This window comes from uncultured Megamonas sp. (assembly GCF_958438645.1).
Classification (GTDB): domain Bacteria; phylum Bacillota; class Negativicutes; order Selenomonadales; family Selenomonadaceae; genus Megamonas.
On sequence record NZ_CAUBSM010000001.1, the window covers coordinates 80637 to 103282 of the forward strand.

The window sequence follows — 22646 nt, forward strand, 5'->3', positions numbered from 1 at the left end:
ACAAATTATTATTTAGCTTCCGCTACATTACTGATTAAAGCTCTATTCTTTTTATTAATAAATACAGAAATTACTACCATACATATAGCGGCTACAACAATAGCCATCAAACCTGCAAACCAAAAATTAAAACCAACTACATAATTGAAAATGATATAAGCAATTGGTCCAACAATAGATGAAACTATTGCTCCTTCTTTAGTAGATTTTTTAGAAACAATAGCTGCAAATAATGGAATACCAATGCAAGAACCTATTCCACTCAATCCTAAGTACAATACAACAGATAAAAATTCTGGTGGATCAACATAATTAAATGCAAAACAGATAAATGCTACTACTACAATCGCAATTCTAGTAACTAAAACTTCTTTTTCTGGTGAAGCATTTTTGTTTATAGTTTTAGAATAAAAATCTCTACCTACTGCCTGACCAATTACCAATAAAACAGAAGTTGCTGTAGACATCATGGCTGCAAAAATACCAATCATCATAAAAGCTGCAACTGCTGTAGGCAAAAGATTTATTGCCATTGTTACGGTTAAATAATCGGCTTTAACATCTGGGAATAACACTCTACCAGTTAAACCTGCAATATAAAAACTATTGTAAACAACACTTAAAATTAAAGCTGTAATTAAGAATGTTCCAATTGTTTTTCTTTTTACATTTGGTATAGCTAAAAAACGAGAACATAAATATGGTTGACTTATAAAGATAACACACCAAAAAACAAAATTACCAAAAACACCAGATAATGACATTTGTGCATCAGGTGCTTCATCTTGTACAACTCTTAACATATTAGGATCAATTTGTGCTAATTTTTCTTCTAAACCACTAAAACCACCAACGGCATTTAATGAAACAACCAATAAAACTATACTAATAACTAACATCGGTAAACCTTGTACAAAATCAGTCCAAGCTACAGATCTTAATCCTCCAACAATAACATAAAAAATAATTACAACTGTTATAATAGCTAATCCCATATTAAAAGAAATCCCAGTAAAAGATTCTAATAAAACAGCTGCTCCTTTAAATTGAGCTACTAACGGAAAAATATAAAATATAGAAACTACACCTGCAATTATTAAACGCAATGCTGTACTATTATATCTTTGTCCTAAGTATTCAGGAATGGTTAATGAGCCCAGTTTTTCTGCTTGCTGTCTCATTTTTGGCATAAGCAATACAGCTGGAATGATTAAACCTGGCACAATAGCAATAACTACCCAATAATATGGCCAACCCACTGTAGACATAATCCCTGGATCTCCCATGAAACAAGCTGCACTAATTGAAGATGTCACATAAGAAAAGGCTAATACTACTGTAGGAGTGCTGTGTCCACCTAGATAATATTCAACATCAGCAGATACACCAGATGCTTTTTGTTTACTAGAAAAATATGCTACTATTCCTACAAAAACTAAAAATCCAAAAAAGAATATTATTGATAATTCCTGTAACGTCATTATAGCCTCTCCTTTTTATAAAAAATAAAAAAAGTTTATAGAATATATTTATTGATATTTCAATTTATATATTCTATAAACTCCATTGTTTATTATTAATTTTCTACTATTCAATTTTATACCCCAAGAGCTTGTGTTTCTTTCATTTTAATTTGTTTTACTTCTTTCGCCATTTGAACGTCACCTGCATCTAATGGTTCTTTTTTATACATAAAATTTAAAACTACACCCAAAGATAATACTGCTGTAGCAGCCTGACAACCTAACATAATTACCCATGTTTCCATAATAAATTCCTCCTTAAAGTAAAAAAAGCTTATACAAAAATAACTACTGATTTATATCGTAATTATTAATGTATAAACTTCATTGTTTACATTTTATATTATTTTCTTGATGTTCATATCATATCTATTTATGACTTAAAAGTCAATATTATTTATTATAATAGCATAAAATTTATACTATTTTAACAAAGATATTTCATATATTTTGTGCAAAACTTACAAAATACTTTCTCTTATAATTATAAAATCATGATTATACTATATTATATATGCTATAATTTTTCACATATATTATCCCTTATTGGAGGTATTCCTTATGTTTCAATGTAAAGATTTATTTAAATTACCATCTTTATCTAAAATGAAAATAATTGCAGGAAATAAAGGTTTACATAAAATCATTCGCTGGAGTTATAAGGCAGAATCCATTCATCTTGCAAAATGGGTACATGGTGGAGAACTTTTGATTGTCAGCAAAATGGTTATTCATGAAAAAGATTTTAATCTGTATAATTTTTTAAAAGAGGCTATTTCTTTAAATATATCTGGTGCACTATTACTCATTGGGCCAAATTATATTGAGCAAATTCCTCAATCTGTCATAGACTTAAGTAATCAGAAACATTTTCCTTTATTTCTTATACCATGGGATACTCCACTTGTTGATATTTTTGAAGAACTAGGTCATGCTATTGCTAGTATTAATTTGATTAATGACAAACACAAAGATTTATTATTTAGCATCATTTTTAATAATAATCTATCTCTTGATTATCTAAAATATCAAAGTCAAGAAGTAAATTTTCCTTTTGATGGATATTTACAATTCTTTGAGATCAATTTTCTTTTACCTCAAAGTGAAAATGCCATTATTTTAAATGATGTAGATAAAGATACTATATGTCAATTTATTCATACATTATTTGAAAATGAACATATTCCCATTTTATCCTCTAGTTATACTAAAAATATCATTGCTTTAATTAATGTTAATAATACTTCTCTTGATACATTAAATACACTTTTCCCGCAAATATTAAACTATATTAAAGAAAATCATCCCAATTATATTGTAAATATCGGTATTGGTACACGACAAAAATCCTTAGAAAAATATAAACTCAGTTACGAACAAGCTTCAAAATGTATTAATCTAGCCATCAAGCAAAAACAAAAAAATATGATTTATTATTATGAACAATTAGGTTTATATCAATTATTTTATGATATAAATAACAAGACGCTATTAGAGAATTTTGTGCATAATATACTATCTAATTTAATAGCTTATGACAAAAAATATAATACTAATTTAATACAAACTTTAGAAGTATATCTAAATAAAAATTGTAATTTAAATCAAACAGCTGAAACATTATTCATTCATCGCAATACCATAAAATATAGATTACAACGTATTGAAGAAATTACTAACACTTCTTTAGATGATGCTTTCACTCGTTTAAATTTTTTTAACGCTATCTTAATCAAGAAATTTCTCCAATAAAATGATAATCTCTTATTTTTCATTATGATATAATATCTTTACTTATAAAAAATTAAAGGAGATTTTATTTTGAATAAGGCTGAAATCTTACAATATCTTACTGATAAACAAATACCTTTCACTAAATATGAACATGAACCTATATTTTCTGTAGAAGAAGGCGATAAATCCAATCTTCCTAATCGTGAAAAAGTCATTCGCAATCTATTTTTATGTGATGCCAAAAAGAAAAACTTTTATCTTGTTTCTTTATTTGTGCATAAAAATATCAATCTTAAAGAATTAAGTGAAAAAATTCCTAGCAAACGTCTTAGTTTTGCTAAACAAGAAGCCATGGAACAAATGCTAGAAATAAAACCTGGTAGCGTTACACCACTTGCCATATTAAATAACAAGGATAAAAATATCTTAATGATATTTGACAGTGAATTACAAAATCAAACAATAGGTATGCATCCTATGGAAAATACAGCCACTGTATTTTTAAAATTTGAAGATTTATATACTCTATTACTACCTCATGGTAATGAAATTCGCATTATTGATTTATAAGGTTTTTATAAATAATAATTGCCGATTTTCTTTTAGAGAAATAAATTCATGATATATTTCAAATTCTAACTTTTTGTGAAGTTTTATACTAGCTATATTCTTTCTAGCTACTTGAGCAGTAATTACCTTATATCCATAAAATTTAGCTATATTTTGTATTAACAGTATACTTTTAGTTGCTAATCCTTTATTCCTAAATGGTTTAAAAATTTCTACTCCTTCGCTAATTACAGTACTAGTATGTTGATATAATGATATCATACCCACTATCTGTCTATTTTCTACAATAGCAAATATCTCAAAAAATTTATTTTTATATTTCAATAAATTCCATTCTCTTATTATCTGTTTAAATTGTTCTTCTTTTAAATTAGGCATATAATATTTTGTCAATTCAAGATAATCATTTTCATTAAAATGTCGTAAATACAATTATTTACACCTCTAAATAGTTATTATATAGTAAAGAGGCAAATATCAAAAATATTTGCCTCTCTTCTAACTATACGATCTGGAATAAATAGAATTTAAGATAATAAGTTTCTGGAATACCAAATACAATTGGATGGTCAGGAGATTGCTGACGTGCTTCTATCTGACGAAGTGTTACTTTGGCATCACTTGCTGCTTCATTTAACATTTTTAAGAATAAATCTTCTTTCATGAAATGAGAGCAAGAACAAGTTGCTAAATATCCGCCACGTGGCAACAATTTCATTGCACGTAAATTGATATCTTTATATCCACGATAAGCATTTGTTACAGTCGCATGAGATTTTGTAAATGCTGGTGGATCTAAGATGATAAAATCATAATCTTTATTTTTTTCTTCAATAAGTTTTGTTAATAAATTAAATACATCAGCTTTAATCGCTTTTGCATTATCAAGCCCATTCATCTCAATATTTTTATTAGTCATATCTACTGCTTCTTGAGAAATATCCACAGCTGTTACAGATAATGCACCGCCACTAGCAGCATTTAAAGCAAATGCTCCTGTATGCGTGAAGCAATCTAATACTTTTCTGCCTTTTGCTAAATGAGCTACAGCTCTACGATTGTATTTTTGGTCTAAGAAAAAGCCTGTTTTTTGTCCGTTTTCTACATCAACATTATATTTAATATTATTTTCAGTAATGACTAAAGTTGTATGTTCCTTACTTTCGTCTAATAATGGATGTTTATAAAATCCTTTGTATTCTTCCATACCTTCAAGTTTGCGGATTTTAACATCATTGCGTTCATAGAAGCAATTTATTTCTTCGCCATATTCACGCATGATTTCAATTACTTTGCTAAAAATAACATCTTTGCGAACTTCGATACCTAAAGATAAAACTTGTGCCACTAATACATCTTCAAAACGGTCAATTGTAAGTCCAGGGAAACTATCTGCTTCACCAAAAATCAAACGACAGCAGTTGAAGTCTTCACCCATTACTTGACGGCGATAATCTATAGCATAACGCACGCGACGTTCCCAAAATGCTTCATCAAATTTATCATTAGCATTTGTGGAAATAATTCTTATGCGAATTTTAGAATTATCATTAATAAAACCTGTGCCAAGGTATTTGCCTTTATTTGTAAGTACATCAACTAAATCGCCATTTTCATAAGTGCCATCGATGTCGATTACTTCATCGCCAAAAACCCATGGATGACCATGTTTTACAGAACGTTCTCCTTTAGGCGTAATTTTTATTTTTGTAAATTCTCTCATTTTCTTCGTCCTTTTCTTTAAAACTACAAATAAAATATTATGCTCTATTATATCAATTCTTATTAAAGCCTTCAAATATAATCTATAATAAATTAAAATATATTTATCACCTTAGCGAAAGGAGTTTCATTATGTATCTAAAAGAAATAGATTATTCTTTGCGAAATGAAACACTCATAAATAAATTGACAATTATTTGGCAAAAATCAGTTGAAGCTACACATTTATTTCTTTCTCCTCTAGATATAAAAGATATTTTGCCTCAAGTAGTTATAGGATTAAAACAAATTCCGATTTTACTCGTATCATTTACAGATGATGATGAGCCTATCGGTTTTGCTGGAATTGCTGACGATAAATTAGAGATGTTATTTTTAAGTCCTGATTATTTTCAACAAGGTATCGGCTATAAAATGATTTCCACAGCCATACAAGATTATCAAATTAAATATGTTGATGTAAATGAACAAAATCCTAAAGCTCTAAAATTTTATCTGCGACAAGGTTTTACTATTTTTAAACGTTCACCTGTAGATAGTGATAACGCCCCTTCCCCATATTACATCTAAAAAAATAAATCTAAGCTATAAAGAAAATCTTTCCTAGCCCTGTATTTTCAAGGAATAATCTTCTTTATAGCTTTTTTCATTTTTCGCTTATTTATATCCCCTAGTAGAGCTTGTGGCTGAATATTTATCGTTTTATACTAATTTACATAATCATACAATGGTGAGGATAATTATGACAAAATTATTACAAGAAATACAAACTTATTGGACAAACCGTGCCGAAGGATATTCTCAAGTCAATCAAGGCGAATTACATAGTGAACAAAAATATAAATGGCAACAAACTTTATTGCAATACATTCCCTTTAAAGCTAATAAAAATATAAAAATCTTAGATATTGGCACTGGCCCAGGCTTTTTTGCCATCATTTTAGCTCAATTAGGTTTTGACATCACAGCTATTGATTATACTGAACAAATGCTTTTAGAAGCTAAACAAAATGCAGAAAAATTCAGCGAACAAATCAAATTTCAACAGATGGATGCTCAAAATTTAAACTTTCCTGATGAAAAATTTGATATCATCGTTACACGCAATCTGACATGGAATTTAGAAAATCCACAACAAGCTTATAGTGAATGGTATCGCATCTTAAAAAAAGATGGCGTTTTATTAAATTTTGATGCTAATTGGTACAACCATTTATTTGATGAGCAAAAACGACAAGCTTACGAAGAAGATAGAAAAATGGTTGCCCAAGCTCACATGGATGACCACTATACTTGCACCGATATTGATGCTATGGAAAATATCGCCAGACAAATTCCTTTGAGCAGTATAAATCGACCTGATTGGGATAGAGAAATTTTAACTAAAATCGGTTTTACTACGATAAATATTATTCCAGACATTTGGCAACAAGTATGGAGCGATGAAGAAAAATTAAATTATGCTTCCACGCCAATGTTTTTAATTAAAGCAATCAAGTAATCTAAATCAATATTAAATGAGGAATTTTTATGGAAACAAAAATCAAAGATAGAATTGTTAATTATTGGACAAAACGCAGTGAAAATTTTGCTCAATTGCGACAAGAAGAATTGCATAGTTATATGTCTGAATTATGGCTCACTGAAATCACTAAATATTTACCGCAAAGACCTTGCAAAATCCTTGACGTTGGCACAGGTACTGGCTTTTTTGCCAATCTACTTGCCCAATATCATCACGAAGTAGAAGGCATTGATTTAACAGCTTCCATGATTGAACAAGCTAAACAATCTTTAACAAAACTTCAACAGCATGATTATAAAATCAATTTTCAAGTGATGGACGCTGAAAATCTTTATTTTGCAGATAATACTTTTGATGTCGTCATCTCTAGAAATCTCACATGGACTTTGCCCAATCCACAAAAAGCTTATAGTGAATGGTATCGCGTATTAAAACCACAGGGAATTTTATTAAATTTTGATGCTGATTATGGCAATGAGCAATTTTATCAAACTAAAATAGAAAATCTACCTTTAAATCATGCTCACCGCCAAGTGAAACCAACACTTATGCACGAATGTGATTTAATCAAAAATAGCTTAGAAATATCTTCAAAAATACGTCCTGATTGGGATTTACGCATTTTAAAACAACTTCAATTCAAAGATGTATTTGCTGATACAAATATTGGTCAACGTATTTACAAACATCAAGATAAATTCTACAATCCTGCTCCTGTATTTTTAATCTACGCACAAAAATAAATTAATTATTTATTATTACTCTATTTATATTTTATATGGGAACAATCATGAAAAAATATATATTACATCGTTTACTCTATTTAATACCTATTTTATTAGGTATTACTTTATTCACTTTTATTTTATTGCATTCAACTAATGATATTGTCGATATCATGGAACTAAATCGTGGAGTCGTTTATTCAGAAGCCACTAAAACACAAATTCGCCAAGATTTAGGCTTAGACCAGCCGATATTTATTCAATATCTAAATTGGCTATTATCCATATTATCTGGCAATATGGGAACTTCTTACCTTTCTGGAAAAGATGTTTCTTCTCTATTTTTTGATAAATTGCCACAAACTTTATATTTAACACTTAGCTCTATCTTATTGACTCTATTGATATCTTTGCCACTTGGTATTTTATCAGCGATTAAACAAAATAAAATAATTGATTATATTATTCGCCTATTTAGCTTTATCGGCAATTCCTTACCTGGATTTGTAGTGGCTTTGATTTTAATTTATATTTTCTCCGTACAATTAAAATTAATTCCTGTTTTAATTGATAATAATTTTATCGGTCTTATTTTGCCTTCCATAGCACTTGCCTTGCCTATGAGTGCAAAGTATATCCGCCAAATCCGCATTGTAGTCATTGAGCAACTTCATCAAGATTACGTACGCTGTGCTAAAGCTCGTGGTTTAAAATTATCTACAATTTTAATTCACAGCATTTTAAAAATGATTACACTTCCACTTTTAACGCTTATCTGTCTATCTATTGGTTCACTTTTAGGTGGCAGTGCCATCATTGAAACTATTTTCCGCTGGGACGGTGTCGGCAAATTAGCTATCGATGCTATCAATCTTCGCGATTATCCCATCGTTTTAGCATATGTATTTTATCTCTCTCTTATCTATATGTTTATCAATCTGATTGCAGATATCTTATATCATTATTTAGATCCTAGAATAAAACAACAATGGAAAGCTTAATATGAATACTAATTTTAAATTTTATTTATTAACTTGTGCTATTTGCATTTTACTATTCATCACTATCTTAGCACCATATATCGTACCGTTTGATCCTTATGAACAAAATTTGGCCAATACACTACAAGCACCTAATGCCATACACTTACTCGGCACAGATAAATATGGTCGCGATATCTTTTCTCGCATCTTAATCGGTGCTCAAACGACTATTTTTTCTTCATTATTTCTCGTCATTATATCAAGTGTTTTCGGTTCTTTAATCGGTGTTATCTGTGGTTATTTTGGCAAAAACTTAGACAATCTTTTAATGCGAATCACAGATATTTTTCTTGCTTTTCCGGGAATTATCTTTGCTATCGCTTTAGTTGGTATTTTAGGTGGTAGTATTTTCAATGTCATACTGGCACTTTCATTGATTTCCTGGCCAAAATTTGCCCTGCTTGCTCGCAGTCAAACTTTAGTTTTAAAAAATTCTCTATTTATTAAAGCAAGCATTATCAATGGTTCTAGTGATTTCAAAATTATCTACAAACATATTTTACCTAATATATTCCCCATTTTACTCACTACGGCCACTTTGAATATCGGTACTATGATTATGGAAATTGCTGGTCTATCTTTTTTAGGCTTAGGTGCTATGCCTCCATCAGCAGAATGGGGTGCCATGATGAGCAGTGGTCGTATTTTTTTACAAATTGCTCCATGGATGATTTTAGCTCCTGCTGCTGCTATTTTTCTCACAGTATTACTATTTAATCTATTTGCTGATGTACTTAATGATAAACTAGATCCTAAACAATTATCCTAAAATAAAATAGGAGGTTTTCATGTCTTTTTCTAAAGTCCTAGCATTATGTTTATTTTTAATAAGTTTTTATTTAACAGGTTGTACTTCCGATAATACTACTTCTTCCACAGAAAAAGTATTTCATTTCGGCACTACTGCCTATGGTATTGAAATGGGCAATACTGGTCTAAATCCGCACCATGATTATTCTGGCTGGTCAGCAGTTCGCTATGGTGTTGGCGAAACTTTATTTAAATTTAATGATAAAATGCAACTTGAACCATGGCTTGCTAAAAGTTATGAACAATTAGATGATTATACTGTAAAAATCACCTTAAAAGATAATATTAAATTTTCTAGTGGTAGAGCCTTAGATGGTCAAGCTGTCAAAGAATGTCTAGAAGATTTAATCAAAAATCATGACAGAGCTCCTTTTGATTTAAAAATTGCCTCAATCACAGCTGATGGTCAAGATGTCATCATTAAATCACAAGAAAAAGTCCCTGCTCTTTTAAATTATCTCAGTGATCCTTATGGTGCTATTATTGATATGCAATATGGCATCACCGCTGATAACAATATAGCTGGTACTGGGCCTTTTATCGCAACTAAGGTATCAGATAAACAAATTGAACTTGTAAAAAATCCTAATTACTGGAACGGCAATGTAGCCATGGATAAAATAATCATAACTGAAGTAGTAGATGGCGATACACTCACTATGGCATTGCAAACTGGAGAATTTGATGCTGTTCAAGGTCTTCCTTATGCCAATTTAGATTTGTTCCAGAACAATCCTGATTATCATGTGAGTTCAATAGCTACTTCTCGCTGTTTCTTTGCCCAAATAAACTATAACAATCCTATACTTCAAGATTATAATGTTCGCAAAGCTATAGCTATGAGTTTAGATAAACAAGGTTTTACGCATAATCTACTCCAAGATAATGGCTCTATAGCCATTGGTGCTTTCCCAGATAATTTCATATTTGGTGGCGATAAATTACAAACTGTAAATTACAATCCAACAGAGGCTAAAAAACTATTAGCTCAAGCTGGTTGGATAGATAATGATGGAGATGGCTATGTTGATAAAAATGGACAAAAACTCATGCTTCGCTGGCTGACTTATCCTGGTCGCCAAGAATTGCCCTTACTTGCAGAAATCGCTCAAGCCAATCTAAAAACTATCGGCATCGACTTAAAAATCAACAATACTATCAATCAACAAGAATTTTTAGCTAGTGGAAACTGGGATATCTATGCCAGTGCCTTTGTAACTGCACCGACTGGCGATCCAGAATATTTCTTCACTACACATTGTCTCCAAAATTCAGCCAAAAATCGTGGTAAATATTATAACGATAAATTAGAAATCTTAGCTCAAAAATTGCATAATGAATTCGATAGTCAAAAACGAGCTGACTTAGCTGTTCAGATGCAACAGATTTTATTAGATGATTATGGCTTTATCTTCGCTTCTCATTTAAAAATGTCTTTTGTCTCTAAGTCCAAGGTCATAAATTTTGTAGCTCATCCTAGTGATTATTATGAAATCACTGCCGATTTAGACTTTAAATAATAAATAGGTAGGTCAATCATGTCCTTATTAACTATTCGAGATTTAACTATTTCCCATAATAAACAAAATATCTTAAAGAACATTAATCTAAAATTAAATACTGCTGAAATAATTGGAATTGCTGGCAGTTCTGGTTCTGGAAAAACTACTTTATTAAATAGCATTTTACATCTATTGCCACAAGATTTTAATATTCAAGGTGAAATCCATTGGCAAGATAAAAATTTATACGACTTAAAGGCAAAACAATTAACTCATATCTATGGAAAAGAAATAGCCTTTATTTCGCAAAACCCGCAAACGTTTTTTTGCCCTGTCCGCACTATAAAAAGTCAATTCATTGAAACCATATCAGCACATCAAAAAATCACAGCTGATGAAATCATCTCTCAAGCATTAGATATTTTTACCAAAATAGGTTTAAATGACGGCAAAAATATTTTAAACACCTATCCCTTTATGTTATCTGGTGGCATGAACCAACGCATTAACATCGCCTTGACAATGATGTTAAAGCCTCAATTATTAATTGCTGATGAGCCTACTTCTGCTTTAGATGTCATGTCCCAAGCTAAAGTTTTGCAAGAATTATTATTGATGAAACAAAAATTAAATACGAGCATTTTATTCGTATCTCACAATTTAAAAGTTTTAGCTAAAATAGCAGATAAAATCATCATCATGCACCAAGGCAAAATAATTGAACAAAATCCCACAGAAATTCTTTTAGCCAATCCACAAGAAGATTACACTAAAAAATTATTACAAGCCATTATCACACTAAAAAAATAAACACCTAAAGAGGTGCTTTTATGCAAGAAATTTTAAAGGTCGTTAACTTAACTAAAAACTATCTAAAAAATGACCATGATTTTAAAGCTTTAGATAATATAAATTTCACCTTACAAAAAGGCGATAGCCTTGCCATTGTCGGCGAAAGTGGCTGTGGCAAATCTACATTAGCCAATATTTTAATAAGACTTGAAACGCCAACTACAGGAGAAGTATTATTTAAAGATAAAAATATCCATCAATATTCTAGACAAGAATTAAAACAATTTTATCGCCAAGTACAAATGGTCTTTCAATTACCTCAAGAGTCATTTAATCCTCGTCAACGTCTAGGCGATAGTATTATCGAGCCACTCATCAATATTGGTACAAATAAAGCTCAAGCAAAACAAATTTTAGATGATTTATTAACTAAGGTAGCTTTACCCTTGGAGATAAAAGATAAATATCCTCATCAAATAAGTGGTGGTCAATGTCAGCGTTGTGCTATAGCTAGAGCTATTTCTATTAAACCTCAAGTTCTAATCTGTGATGAAATAACATCTGCATTAGATACGATAACGCAAATGGAAATCTTAAATTTACTATTAAAACTTCTCCAAGAATTAGATTTAAGCATTATTTTTATCTCTCATGATTTAGCTTTAGTCCAAAAATTATGTAATAAAATATTGATTATGTATCAAGGGAAAATCATTGAACGAGGCTTAACATCAGAAATTCTCACAAATCCTCAAGAAGAATATACAAAAGAATTAATCAATATTTGCAGTTAAAATAAAATATAATCCAGTAACGAGAGTAGATATACCTTTTACTTTTTAAATATTCCATATCTGCTACACGTATATTCAATTTAGCAACAAAAAAGGTAACAGAACAAATAATTCTGTTACCTTTTTATTTTTATCATTTAAATTTTTCATTTATAAATTGAGCAATCTGTTCGTTCATGGCTTTTGATTCTGGTAGTTCTGGCAACAATATATCCCAATCATGTGACATACCAGGATAGATTTTTTCTGTTACTTGTACGCCAGCAGCTTTAGCATGAGCACTAACAAGTGCTGTATCATCTAAAAGTAATTCATCTCCGCCCGCTATGATAAGCATTGGAGAAATGCCCGTTAAATCAGCATATGCTGGTGATACATAAGGATTTGTTATATCAATATTTTTAGCATAAGATGAATTGCTTACTTCTGTTAACATGAATTTATTTTTAGAACCGAGTATTTTATCTTTTTCAAAATTATTTGTATGTGCCGGTAAATTTGTTCCTAAATATGTCCAAGGTGAAAGCAATACAATCGCCTTAGGTTGAGGAATTTTATTATCACGTAAATACACAGCTAATGCTAATGATAAATTACCACCAGCAGAATCACCCATTAAAATTATATCATCTGCTTTATAGCCCATTTGTAATAATCCTTTATATGCTTTTACAGCATCTTCTAAGGCTGCGGGATATGCATTTTGTGGTGCTAAACGATAATCGAGCATAAATACAGTGACATTTCCCGCTACTTCCGCTTTGTGCAAGCCCCAATCACGATAAGTATTATTTAATCCACCAACATATCCGCCACCGTGCAAGAAAAATAAAATGCGATCAGTCTTTGTCGTTGTAGATGTGTATTTTTCTACAGGCACGCCATCAAATGATAATTTTTCCTGCTGCCAACCATCTGGCACAATGTATTCTTCTGCAACAGGTCTTGAAGAATTGAAAAAGTTTGTAGTCTTTTCATCAATATAAGCTACCTTAGCTTCGCCTGAAATATTTAATGTTTGTACATTAGAAAACGGATTCACACGTGAAGCCTCTGAAAATTGCATTCCTAAGAATAATACACATGCTGTCATAGGCAATACAATCATTTTTTGCATAACATTTTTTAAGTTCATTTTCATCACTCCTTTTTAATTCATTTTGTTTATAATAAAACATGGTGTTAACTCTAAGTCAAGCATAATAAAAGATTGCATCAGTTTTCACCAATGCAATCTTTTATTCATTTTAAATTATAGTTTAAATCAAAATCAGTCATTACCTCTGAATTTATCTTTAAGAATAACGTCATGTGAACCGCCTTCTACGATACTTGTTGCAGAAACTAATGTGAGTTTTGCTTTTTCTTGGAATTCTTTAATAGTTAAAGAACCGCAGTTGCACATTGTAGAACGCATTTTGCTAAGAGTTAACATTACATTGTCATGTAATGGACCTGCATATGGAACATAGGAGTCAACGCCTTCTTCGAAGGATAATTTTTTATCTCCACCAAGGTCATAACGTTGCCAGTTACGAGCACGATTAGAACCTTCACCCCAATATTCTTTTAAGTAAGTACCATTGATACGAACTTTATTTGTTGGGCTTTCATCAAAACGGGAGAAATAACGTCCGAGCATGAGGAAATCTGCACCCATAGCTAATGCAAGAGTCATATGATAGTCATGTACAATACCACCATCAGAACATACAGGAATATAAATACCTGTTTCTTTATAGTATTCATCACGAGCTTCAACTACATCAATTAAAGCTGTAGCCTGTCCACGACCAATACCTTTTGTTTCACGAGTGATACAGATAGAACCACCGCCGATACCAACTTTTACGAAATCAGCACCTGCTTCAGCTAAGAAACGGAAACCATCTTTATCTACTACGTTACCAGCACCGACTTTTACATCGTCACCAAAGTTTTCATGAATATATTTTAATGTAATTCTCTGCCATTCAGAAAAACCTTCAGAAGAGTCAATACAAAGTACATCAGCACCAGCTTTTAAAAGTGCAGGAACACGTTCAGCATAATCACGAGTGTTAATACCAGCACCTACAAGATAGCGTTTGTTATTATCTGTAAGTTCTAATGTATGTTCTTTGTTATCTGTATAGTCTTTTCTAAATACCATATAACGTAAACGCTGATTTTTATCAACAAGTGGTAACATATTTAATTTATGTTGCCAAATAAGGTCATTTGCCATAGACAATGTAGTAGTATCTGCATCAGCATAAATCAATTTTTCAAATGGAGTCATAAAAGTTTCTACTTTTGTATCCATGCTCATGCGACTAATACGATAATCACGACTAGTTACGATACCTACTAATTTTCCAGTTGGTGTACCATCTTCAGTAACAGCCATTGTGGAATGTCCAGTTTTAGCTTTCAATGCTAATACTTCGCCTAAAGTTGTAGAAGGCATAATATTAGAATCACTACTTACAAAACCAGATTTGTAATTTTTAACTCGACTAACCATTGCTGCTTGGTCTTCAATGCTTTGGGAACCATAAATAAAGGAAATACCGCCTTCTTTTGCGAGTGCAATAGCCATTGTATCATTAGATACAGCCTGCATAATAGCGGAAGTCATTGGAACGTTAAGCTTTATTTTTGGTTCTTCACCTTTTCTGAATTTTACAAGTGGAGTTTCAAGAGAAACATTTGCAGGGATGCATTTATCAGAAGAATAACCTGGAACTAATAAATATTCTCCAAAAGTATGAGATGCTTCTTTAAAATAATATGCCACGACAATACCTCTTTCCTTATTTTTTATAGTACTAGTATAACGCAAAATAAAATGTAATAAAAGTATTTTCTCGATAATAGTCTTTTTTTTCTTATTTGTCAACTACTATTAAACAAATTTAATAAAAACGGCTGTATTTTGTACAGCCGTTTTACATTTTTTTATTCTACAGTTACAGATTTAGCAAGATTACGAGGCTTATCTACATCACAACCACGAGTAATTGCTGCATAATAAGCAAGTAATTGTAAAGGTACTACAGTTAAAAGTGGGATTAATAATTCATCTGTAGATGGAACTTTGATTACATGGTCTACATATTTTTCAAGTTCAGTATCATCTTCAGAAGCAATACCAATTATCACTGCATCACGAGCTTTTACTTCTTTAATATTACTTAAAGTTTTTTCATATACACCTTTTTGTGTAGCAATTGCAATGACAGGTACACCTGATTCAATCAATGCGAGTGTTCCATGTTTTAATTCACCGGCAGCATAAGCTTCTGCATGGATATAGGAAATTTCTTTTAATTTTAAAGAACCTTCAAGTGCTACATTATAGTCTAAAGAACGACCAATATAGAATACATCATCATTAAATGCATAATTTTTAGCAAAAGTTTTAATTGGTTCTACATCTTCTAAAGTACGACCAATTTCATCTGGAAGTAAACGAAGCTGTATTAAAAGTTCGTGAGTTCTTTCTGCTGTTAAAGTGCCTTTTAAACCAGAAATATACATAGCAAATAAGAACATAGCTACAAGCTGAGTTGTATATGCTTTTGTAGAAGCTACAGCGATTTCTGGGCCAGCCCATGTATACATTACCTGATCAGCTTCACGAGCGATAGAAGAACCTACTACATTTGTAACAGCTAAAGTTTTTGCACCAAGACGTTTGGATTCTTTAAGTGCTGCAAGTGTATCACTTGTTTCGCCAGACTGACTGATAACAATTGTAAGTGTATGTTCATCAATGATTGGATCACGATATCTAAATTCAGAAGCAATATCGATTTCTACTGGTATACGAGCTAATTTTTCAATGTAATATTTACCTACAAGACCAGCATGATATGCTGTACCACAAGCTACAATATAGATTTTATTAAAGTTTTCTACATATTCTTTAGTCCACTTTAATTCATCTAAAACAACTTGTGTATTTTCTTTATTAATGCGTGGAGAAATTGTATCTCTTACTGCTTTTGGCTGTTCATGGATTTCTTTTAACATGAAATGTTCATATCCGCCTTTTTCAGCAGCTTCTGCATTCCAATTTACTTCAAATACTTTTTTAGTGATAGGATTACCTTTTCTATCTGTTACCCAAATACTATCTTTTTTTACTACCGCAATTTCACCATCATTCATGATATAAGTACGACGAGTATACGCAATGATAGCAGGAATATCAGATGCTATAAAGTTTTCCCCTTCACCTAAACCGATAACAAGTGGATTGTCTTTTTTTGTACAAATAAGTGTATCTGGATGATCTTGACACATAAATGCAAGAGAATACGAACCTTCAATTTTATTTAAAACTTCATTTACAGCCTGTAAAAAATCACCTTTGTACACATCTTCAAGTAAATGAGCTACTACTTCAGTATCTGTTTCAGAAACAAATTTATGTCCTTTTGCCATTAACTCTTCTTTCAAAGACATGAAATTCTCAATGATACCATTGTGTACTACAGCAAATTTACCGGAACAATCTGTATGTGGATGAGAATTTACATCAGATGGACGTCCATGAGTTGCCCATCTAGTATGACCAATACCAATTACACCTTCAGGAATATGATTTTTGATTTTTTCTTTTAATGCAGCCAAACGACCAACGGATTTTGCTACATTAATTTTTTCACCATCAAAAATAGCAATACCAGCAGAGTCATATCCTCTATACTCTAATTTTGTTAATCCATCAATTAAGAAATTAACCGCCTGCTTCTCGCCAACATAACCTACAATACCGCACATAAAATATGCCTCCTAAAATATTAAATTTTTGAAGATATATTTTCTGTATAAATCTTTTGCTGTATTGTCCTTTTAATCACTTAAAAGTTTTGCCAGCTACTATCGACTAGATTAAGCCGAGAAGCATCCGCTGATATTTTCGACGACTTCTTCCTCGTACTCTATTTCATAAATATAAAACAGAGCCAGCGCTAAAGTTTATAAAACCCTTTTATTATCTTTATATACAAAAATATATCAAATGAGCATGCACTGATTTATTTCATCTTTGTGCATGCTCATATTTTAAATATAAGTTATATATTTGTCAATAGAAATAAATTAAATATATTTTTTCCTATTTAACCTTGCTGAGCTTTTACTACATCAGCAATTTTATTGCAAATTTCTTCTAATTCTTTTTGATCTGGACCTTCTGCCATAACACGAATTAATGGTTCTGTACCAGATGGACGTACTAAAATACGGCCATTTTCACCTAATTGCTGTTTACCTTCTTCAATAGAAGCTTTTATAGCTTCATTATCTTCCCAACCATCTTTAGTGGCAACTTTTACATTGACTAAAAGTTGTGGATAACTAGTCATGATTTTTGTAATTGCAGAAGCTTTATGTCTTGTGCGTTTTAAGTAAGATAATACTTGAAGTGCTGTAACAGGGCCATCGCCAGTAGTGGAAAAATCAGTGAAAATAATATGACCAGATTGTTCTCCGCCTAAATTATAGCCATTAGCAAGCATATTTTCTAATACATATCTATCGCCCACTGCTGTAATTTCTGTACGTCCGCCATTTTCTTTAATAGCTTTATGGAAACCGATATTTGCCATAACTGTAGTAACTACAGTATTATCTTTTAATTTGCCTTTGCCCATCATATAAATAGCACAAGCTGCAATCATATGGTCACCATCGATGAATTCACCATTTTCATCGATACATAAGCATCTATCAGCATCACCATCATGAGCGATACCAATATCGGCTTTATGTTCTTTAACAGCTTCCTTCAACGATTCTAAATGTGTTGAACCGCAATTATCGTTGATATTAACGCCATTTGGTTTATCGTGAATTACGATTACATCTGCACCTAAACGGCGTAGAATTTTTGGCATAGCTTCATAAGCTGCACCATTTGCACAGTCTAAAACAATTTTCATGCCTTCTAATTCAATATCAGTAGTTTTAGTTACGAAAGATACATATTCATCTAATAAATCATGACGATAAATTACATTACCAATTTTATCATCTGTTGGACGATATAAATTGTCATTATTTTCAATTTCATGTACTAATGCTTCGATTTCATCTTCTACTGCATCAGGCAATTTATAACCATCGCCACCAAAGAATTTAATACCATTATCATGGAATGGATTATGAGAAGCAGAAATTACGATTCCTGCATCAGCTTTATGTTTGCGAGCCAAATAAGCTACAGCTGGAGTTGGCATTACACCTGTTAATACTACATTACCACCAGCAGAACAAATCCCAGCAGATAAAGCTGCTTCATACATTGGACCAGATAAACGAGTATCTCTACCAATATAGATTGTGCAAGCCTCTCCATCTTTTTTTGTAAAATAAATAGCAGCAGCACGTCCTAACTTATAGGCCAATTCTGGTGTTAATTCTACATTTGCCTTACCTCTAACACCATCAGTTCCAAACATTCTAGCCATAAAATAAACCCCTCTCAATTATTCTATAATATTTTCTATATAAGCATAAGCTGCATTTACGCCGTCAACAGCAGCACTCATTATACCGCCAGCATATCCAGCACCTTCGCCTATAGGATATAACCCTTTTATATTTTCAGACATATAACTTTGTCTATTACGGATAATTCTACATGGTGCAGAAGAACGCATTTCTACACCTGTCATCACTACATGCTCACCTGCAAAACCTGGAATTTTCTTATCAAAATTAGGCAATGCTTCAGCTAACATCTGCGTTGTAAAATCTGGTAGACATTCGCGTAAATTGCAAATCTTTACTCCTGGTTTATACGTTGGTTCTACTAAAAAATTATCATCACTTACTTTATCTTTTAAGAAATCACCAACAGTTTGCACTGGTGCATGATAATTTCTACCGCCACAAATATATGCCATTTCCTCATAATGACGTTGAAAAGCAATGCCATCTAAGACATTATGACCAAAATCATCTGGCGTTACATTGACGAGCAAAGCACTATTTGCAATACCAGAATTGCGTTTATAATTACTCATACCATTTACAACAACTCTACCTGGCTCTGAAGCAGCAGCTACTACTTGCCCACCTGGACACATACAAAAAGAATATACACTTCTACCTTTTTGGCGATTATTATATGTCAATGAATAATCTGCTACTGGCAATAATTCACTTTTATAATCTTCACCATATTGAGCTTTATCAATTAAATCTTGCGGATGTTCTATGCGGACACCAATTGCAAAAGGCTTTGCTTCCATGGATATTCCCTTGGAATATAACAATTCATACGTATCTCTTGCACTATGACCAATACCTAAAAATACATCACTTGCTGTAAATTTTTCTTTATGATTAATTTCAACTCCACAGATTTTATCATCTTTTATTATAAAATCTGTAACTTGCGAATTAAAGAAAATTTCTCCACCTAAAGCTTTTATCTTTTCACGAATATTTTTTACGACAACACGTAAAATATCTGTGCCAATATGAGGCTTATGCAAATATTTTATTTCTGGTGGTGCTCCAGCCTCTACAAAAGCTTCTAATACATCTGTAATTTTACTATCATTTATGCGAGTTGTTAATTTACCATCAGAAAAAGTTCCTGCTCCGCCTTCGCCAAACTGTACATTAGAATTTTCTTTTAATTGTCCACCTTGCCAAAATTTTTCAATATCTTGATGTCTAGTATCCACATCACTACCACGTTCAAAAATAAGTGGTCGATATCCATTTTTAGCTAAAACTAATGCCGAAAACATTCCCGCAGGGCCAAAACCAATTATTATCGGCCTAGATGTTTTACTTTTTTGACAATTAATTTTATCTGCTTTCTTTGTAGTTACAATTTCTACATTCTTGTCTTTTTTTAATCTAGCTAAAACTTTATTTTCGGCAATATTAACTTTTACATCTAATATATACACAAAATAAATTGGAGCTCCTTTATACCTTCTAGCATCAATCCCCTTACGAACAATTACCACCTCATCAATATGTTGAGGTGGTAACTTTAATCGTTTTGCAACTAAATTATTTATCGGAGATTGGTCATTAAATGGTACATTAAAATTTTTAATTCTTATCATTTAAAAACCTACTTCACTTCATTTTATTATTAAATTTATTGATTTGTTTTATTATCAGTTTTATTTTCTTTTGCCTCTATTTCTACCAATACTGTCACTTCCTGATTAGGAACATTTACATTTTCAGGAACAATTAATTTAACAGTTTGTTTTGTAGATTTTGTAATATTTGCTAAAGATATATTTTCTGTAGATAAATATGTCATATTGCCGATTATATCAGCACTTCCACTGACTTCTATCTTTTCAGGTTCTACTTTCACAGATTTTAAAATATATCCCATAGGTAAATCAGACATTATCGTTGGCTTTATATCTACAATTTTTTTATTTAGACCTTTAGCTAAAATAATAGAAACATCTACTGTTTTCGGCAATAATTTTACGCCTTCTACCTCTTTATCTTTGTCATTAACTGCAATAAGAGGAACTGTTACACTAAAGTTTTCACTATTTCCATTTACACCGATATAACCAACTGCTGCTGTAACCTTATTCAAAATACTTATAGGTCCTTCAATTGTTATATTTTGTAAAGATTGTTCTACACTAGCTACTACTTTACCATCACCAGGAATACCTGATAAATTCAAGCGGACTGGTATTTCTTTTTGTTCTATCTTATCCACATTTACAGATACCTTTGTTGTTCCCAAAGATACCAATTCGAAGCCACTTGGTAAAACCGTCTGTATTTGCAAATCATGAATACCATTTTCTACACCATTTAAATCTACATATGCTTTAAAATTAGAAGTTTCTATATTTGAAAACAATGATCTTGGTGCACGTACTCTGATTTTTACTTCTTCAACATCTTTAGATATTTGATATCCGTCTGGTGCATTAACTACACTTATTGGCACTGTATAAGTGTTTTCAATTTGTGGATTTTGATCATTCATTACAAAAATCCAACAACCAATCGCTACTATAAGTGCTAAACATTTTTCAGGAAGATTTTTTCTAAAAAAGTTTATCATTTTTTTTGCCTCCATTTCAAGACAACATCTTTCAAAGTCGTCTTTCTTGGTGAAAATATTGGCATCAAATATTGTTTTAACTGTTCAGAATCTAAATGACGATATATTCTTCCTGATTCTGCCACTGAAATCGTTCCTGTTTCTTCACTGACAATAACGACTACAGCATCACATTGTTCAGACAAGCCAATCGCTGCACGATGACGTGTTCCAAGCTCTGTACTCAATGATCTATCATCTGTCAATGGCAACAAACAACCTGCAGCAATCAAACGATTACCACGAATAACTGCTGCTCCATCATGTAATGGAGTATTAGGAATAAATACATTCAATAAAAATTCAGAACTTACAATCCCATCTATTTGAATACCACTTGCACAAATATCATTTAATCCCATGGTACGTTCAAGTACAATCAAAGCCCCTGTTTTTGTAGATGACAATTTCGTAACAGCTTTATCTAATTCTGATACTAACGAACAAGCTTCTTCATAATTTAATAGCATTGAACGTTTAAAAAATCTGCCTTCACCTATATGCTCTAAAGCACGTCGCAACTCTGGTTGAAATACAATCGGCAAAGCTACAAATAATAAAGTAACCGTCTTTTGCAATAACCAGTTTATAACATGCAACTCTAACCAACTAGTGATGATTGTCAAAAGCAATAATATCAATAAACCTCTTGTCAACGTTATCGCTCGTGTATTTTCCAGCATTTTATATACTCGATATAAAATAAATGCCACAATTAAAATATCAAAGACATCTAATATGCCTATAGTTTTTATAAGACCTTCTAGCTGTATCAACATATAGATTTCTACTCCCATCTATAT

21 protein-coding genes are annotated in these 22646 nt (G+C 31.5%); 10 read left to right on the forward strand and 11 right to left on the reverse strand.

All coding sequences use genetic code 11. The features are described 5' to 3' along the window. Positions 1-8: 8 nt before the first annotated feature. Together Q5I67_RS00405 and Q5I67_RS00410 are read right to left on the reverse strand one after the other, a co-directional pair. Entirely contained in the window at positions 9-1481 is a 1473-nt protein-coding gene (locus Q5I67_RS00405; RefSeq protein ID WP_302486008.1) for a sodium/solute symporter, read from the reverse strand. A gap of 116 nt (positions 1482-1597) precedes the next feature. After that, positions 1598-1768, reverse strand: coding sequence for a hypothetical protein (locus Q5I67_RS00410; RefSeq protein ID WP_302486009.1), 171 nt, complete (start codon positions 1766-1768; stop codon positions 1598-1600). A gap of 316 nt (positions 1769-2084) precedes the next feature. Here Q5I67_RS00410 and Q5I67_RS00415 point away from each other — a divergent pair, with 316 nt between their 5' ends. Both Q5I67_RS00415 and Q5I67_RS00420 read left to right on the forward strand, forming a co-directional pair. After that, positions 2085-3275: a PucR family transcriptional regulator ligand-binding domain-containing protein gene (locus tag Q5I67_RS00415; protein WP_302486010.1), complete on the forward strand. Its 1191-nt coding sequence runs from the start codon at positions 2085-2087 to the stop codon at positions 3273-3275. Positions 3276-3344: 69 nt separating this feature from the next. Beyond that, on the forward strand, positions 3345-3827 hold the full coding sequence (locus tag Q5I67_RS00420) for a prolyl-tRNA synthetase associated domain-containing protein (protein ID WP_302486011.1): 483 nt from the start codon (positions 3345-3347) through the stop codon (positions 3825-3827). Here the strand turns inward: Q5I67_RS00420 and Q5I67_RS00425 are convergent. Both Q5I67_RS00425 and Q5I67_RS00430 read right to left on the reverse strand, forming a co-directional pair. Further along, the gene (locus tag Q5I67_RS00425; RefSeq protein ID WP_302486012.1) at positions 3822-4259 is read right to left on the reverse strand and encodes a GNAT family N-acetyltransferase; all 438 of its coding nucleotides are present in this window, start codon (positions 4257-4259) and stop codon (positions 3822-3824) included. The two genes, Q5I67_RS00420 and Q5I67_RS00425, sit on opposite strands and share 6 nt — an antisense overlap. Before the next feature lie 70 nt (positions 4260-4329). Beyond that, positions 4330-5550: a class I SAM-dependent rRNA methyltransferase gene (locus Q5I67_RS00430; protein ID WP_266286458.1), complete on the reverse strand. Its 1221-nt coding sequence runs from the start codon at positions 5548-5550 to the stop codon at positions 4330-4332. A gap of 131 nt (positions 5551-5681) precedes the next feature. Here Q5I67_RS00430 and Q5I67_RS00435 point away from each other — a divergent pair, with 131 nt between their 5' ends. The 8 genes from Q5I67_RS00435 (at position 5682) to Q5I67_RS00470 (ending at position 12740) form a co-directional block, all read left to right on the forward strand. Then, entirely contained in the window at positions 5682-6119 is a 438-nt protein-coding gene (locus tag Q5I67_RS00435; RefSeq protein WP_302486013.1) for a GNAT family N-acetyltransferase, read from the forward strand. A gap of 172 nt (positions 6120-6291) precedes the next feature. Next, positions 6292-7050, forward strand: a complete 759-nt coding sequence (locus tag Q5I67_RS00440; protein ID WP_302486014.1) for a class I SAM-dependent methyltransferase — start codon at positions 6292-6294, stop codon at positions 7048-7050. 29 nt (positions 7051-7079) lie between these two features. Beyond that, positions 7080-7817, forward strand: a complete 738-nt coding sequence (locus tag Q5I67_RS00445; protein ID WP_302486015.1) for a class I SAM-dependent methyltransferase — start codon at positions 7080-7082, stop codon at positions 7815-7817. Positions 7818-7864: 47 nt separating this feature from the next. Beyond that, complete coding sequence (locus tag Q5I67_RS00450; protein ID WP_117584944.1) at positions 7865-8800, forward strand: ABC transporter permease; 936 nt, start codon at positions 7865-7867, stop codon at positions 8798-8800. A 1-nt stretch (position 8801) separates the two neighbouring features. Further along, positions 8802-9611, forward strand: coding sequence for a nickel transporter permease (gene nikC / locus Q5I67_RS00455; RefSeq protein ID WP_302486016.1), 810 nt, complete (start codon positions 8802-8804; stop codon positions 9609-9611). Positions 9612-9630: 19 nt separating this feature from the next. After that, positions 9631-11172 (forward strand): ABC transporter substrate-binding protein, encoded by a 1542-nt coding sequence (locus tag Q5I67_RS00460; RefSeq protein WP_302486017.1) that lies wholly within the window; start codon positions 9631-9633, stop codon positions 11170-11172. A gap of 18 nt (positions 11173-11190) precedes the next feature. Then, positions 11191-11964 (forward strand): ABC transporter ATP-binding protein, encoded by a 774-nt coding sequence (locus tag Q5I67_RS00465; protein ID WP_302486018.1) that lies wholly within the window; start codon positions 11191-11193, stop codon positions 11962-11964. 20 nt (positions 11965-11984) lie between these two features. Further along, positions 11985-12740 (forward strand): ABC transporter ATP-binding protein, encoded by a 756-nt coding sequence (locus Q5I67_RS00470; protein ID WP_302486019.1) that lies wholly within the window; start codon positions 11985-11987, stop codon positions 12738-12740. A gap of 133 nt (positions 12741-12873) precedes the next feature. On the opposite strand, the gene Q5I67_RS00475 is transcribed toward Q5I67_RS00470, so the two are convergent. The 7 genes from Q5I67_RS00475 to cdaA form a co-directional block, all read right to left on the reverse strand. Continuing rightward, positions 12874-13875: an alpha/beta hydrolase gene (locus Q5I67_RS00475; protein ID WP_302486020.1), complete on the reverse strand. Its 1002-nt coding sequence runs from the start codon at positions 13873-13875 to the stop codon at positions 12874-12876. Between the two features lie 135 nt (positions 13876-14010). Further along, a complete protein-coding gene (locus Q5I67_RS00480) occupies positions 14011-15519 on the reverse strand; it encodes an IMP dehydrogenase (protein WP_302486021.1) in 1509 nt (502 codons plus the stop codon). Between the two features lie 161 nt (positions 15520-15680). Beyond that, positions 15681-17510, reverse strand: coding sequence for a glutamine--fructose-6-phosphate transaminase (isomerizing) (glmS, locus tag Q5I67_RS00485; protein WP_302486022.1), 1830 nt, complete (start codon positions 17508-17510; stop codon positions 15681-15683). A 341-nt stretch (positions 17511-17851) separates the two neighbouring features. Next, positions 17852-19201, reverse strand: a complete 1350-nt coding sequence (gene glmM, locus Q5I67_RS00490) for a phosphoglucosamine mutase (protein ID WP_296899854.1) — start codon at positions 19199-19201, stop codon at positions 17852-17854. Positions 19202-19219: 18 nt separating this feature from the next. Beyond that, complete coding sequence (locus Q5I67_RS00495) at positions 19220-20821, reverse strand: NAD(P)/FAD-dependent oxidoreductase (RefSeq protein ID WP_302486023.1); 1602 nt, start codon at positions 20819-20821, stop codon at positions 19220-19222. Positions 20822-20856: 35 nt separating this feature from the next. Next, entirely contained in the window at positions 20857-21804 is a 948-nt protein-coding gene (locus Q5I67_RS00500; RefSeq protein WP_302486024.1) for a YbbR-like domain-containing protein, read from the reverse strand. Continuing rightward, a complete protein-coding gene (gene cdaA / locus Q5I67_RS00505) occupies positions 21801-22622 on the reverse strand; it encodes a diadenylate cyclase CdaA (RefSeq protein WP_302486025.1) in 822 nt (273 codons plus the stop codon). Before cdaA ends, Q5I67_RS00500 begins: the two co-directional genes overlap by 4 nt. Positions 22623-22646: the final 24 nt, after the last annotated feature.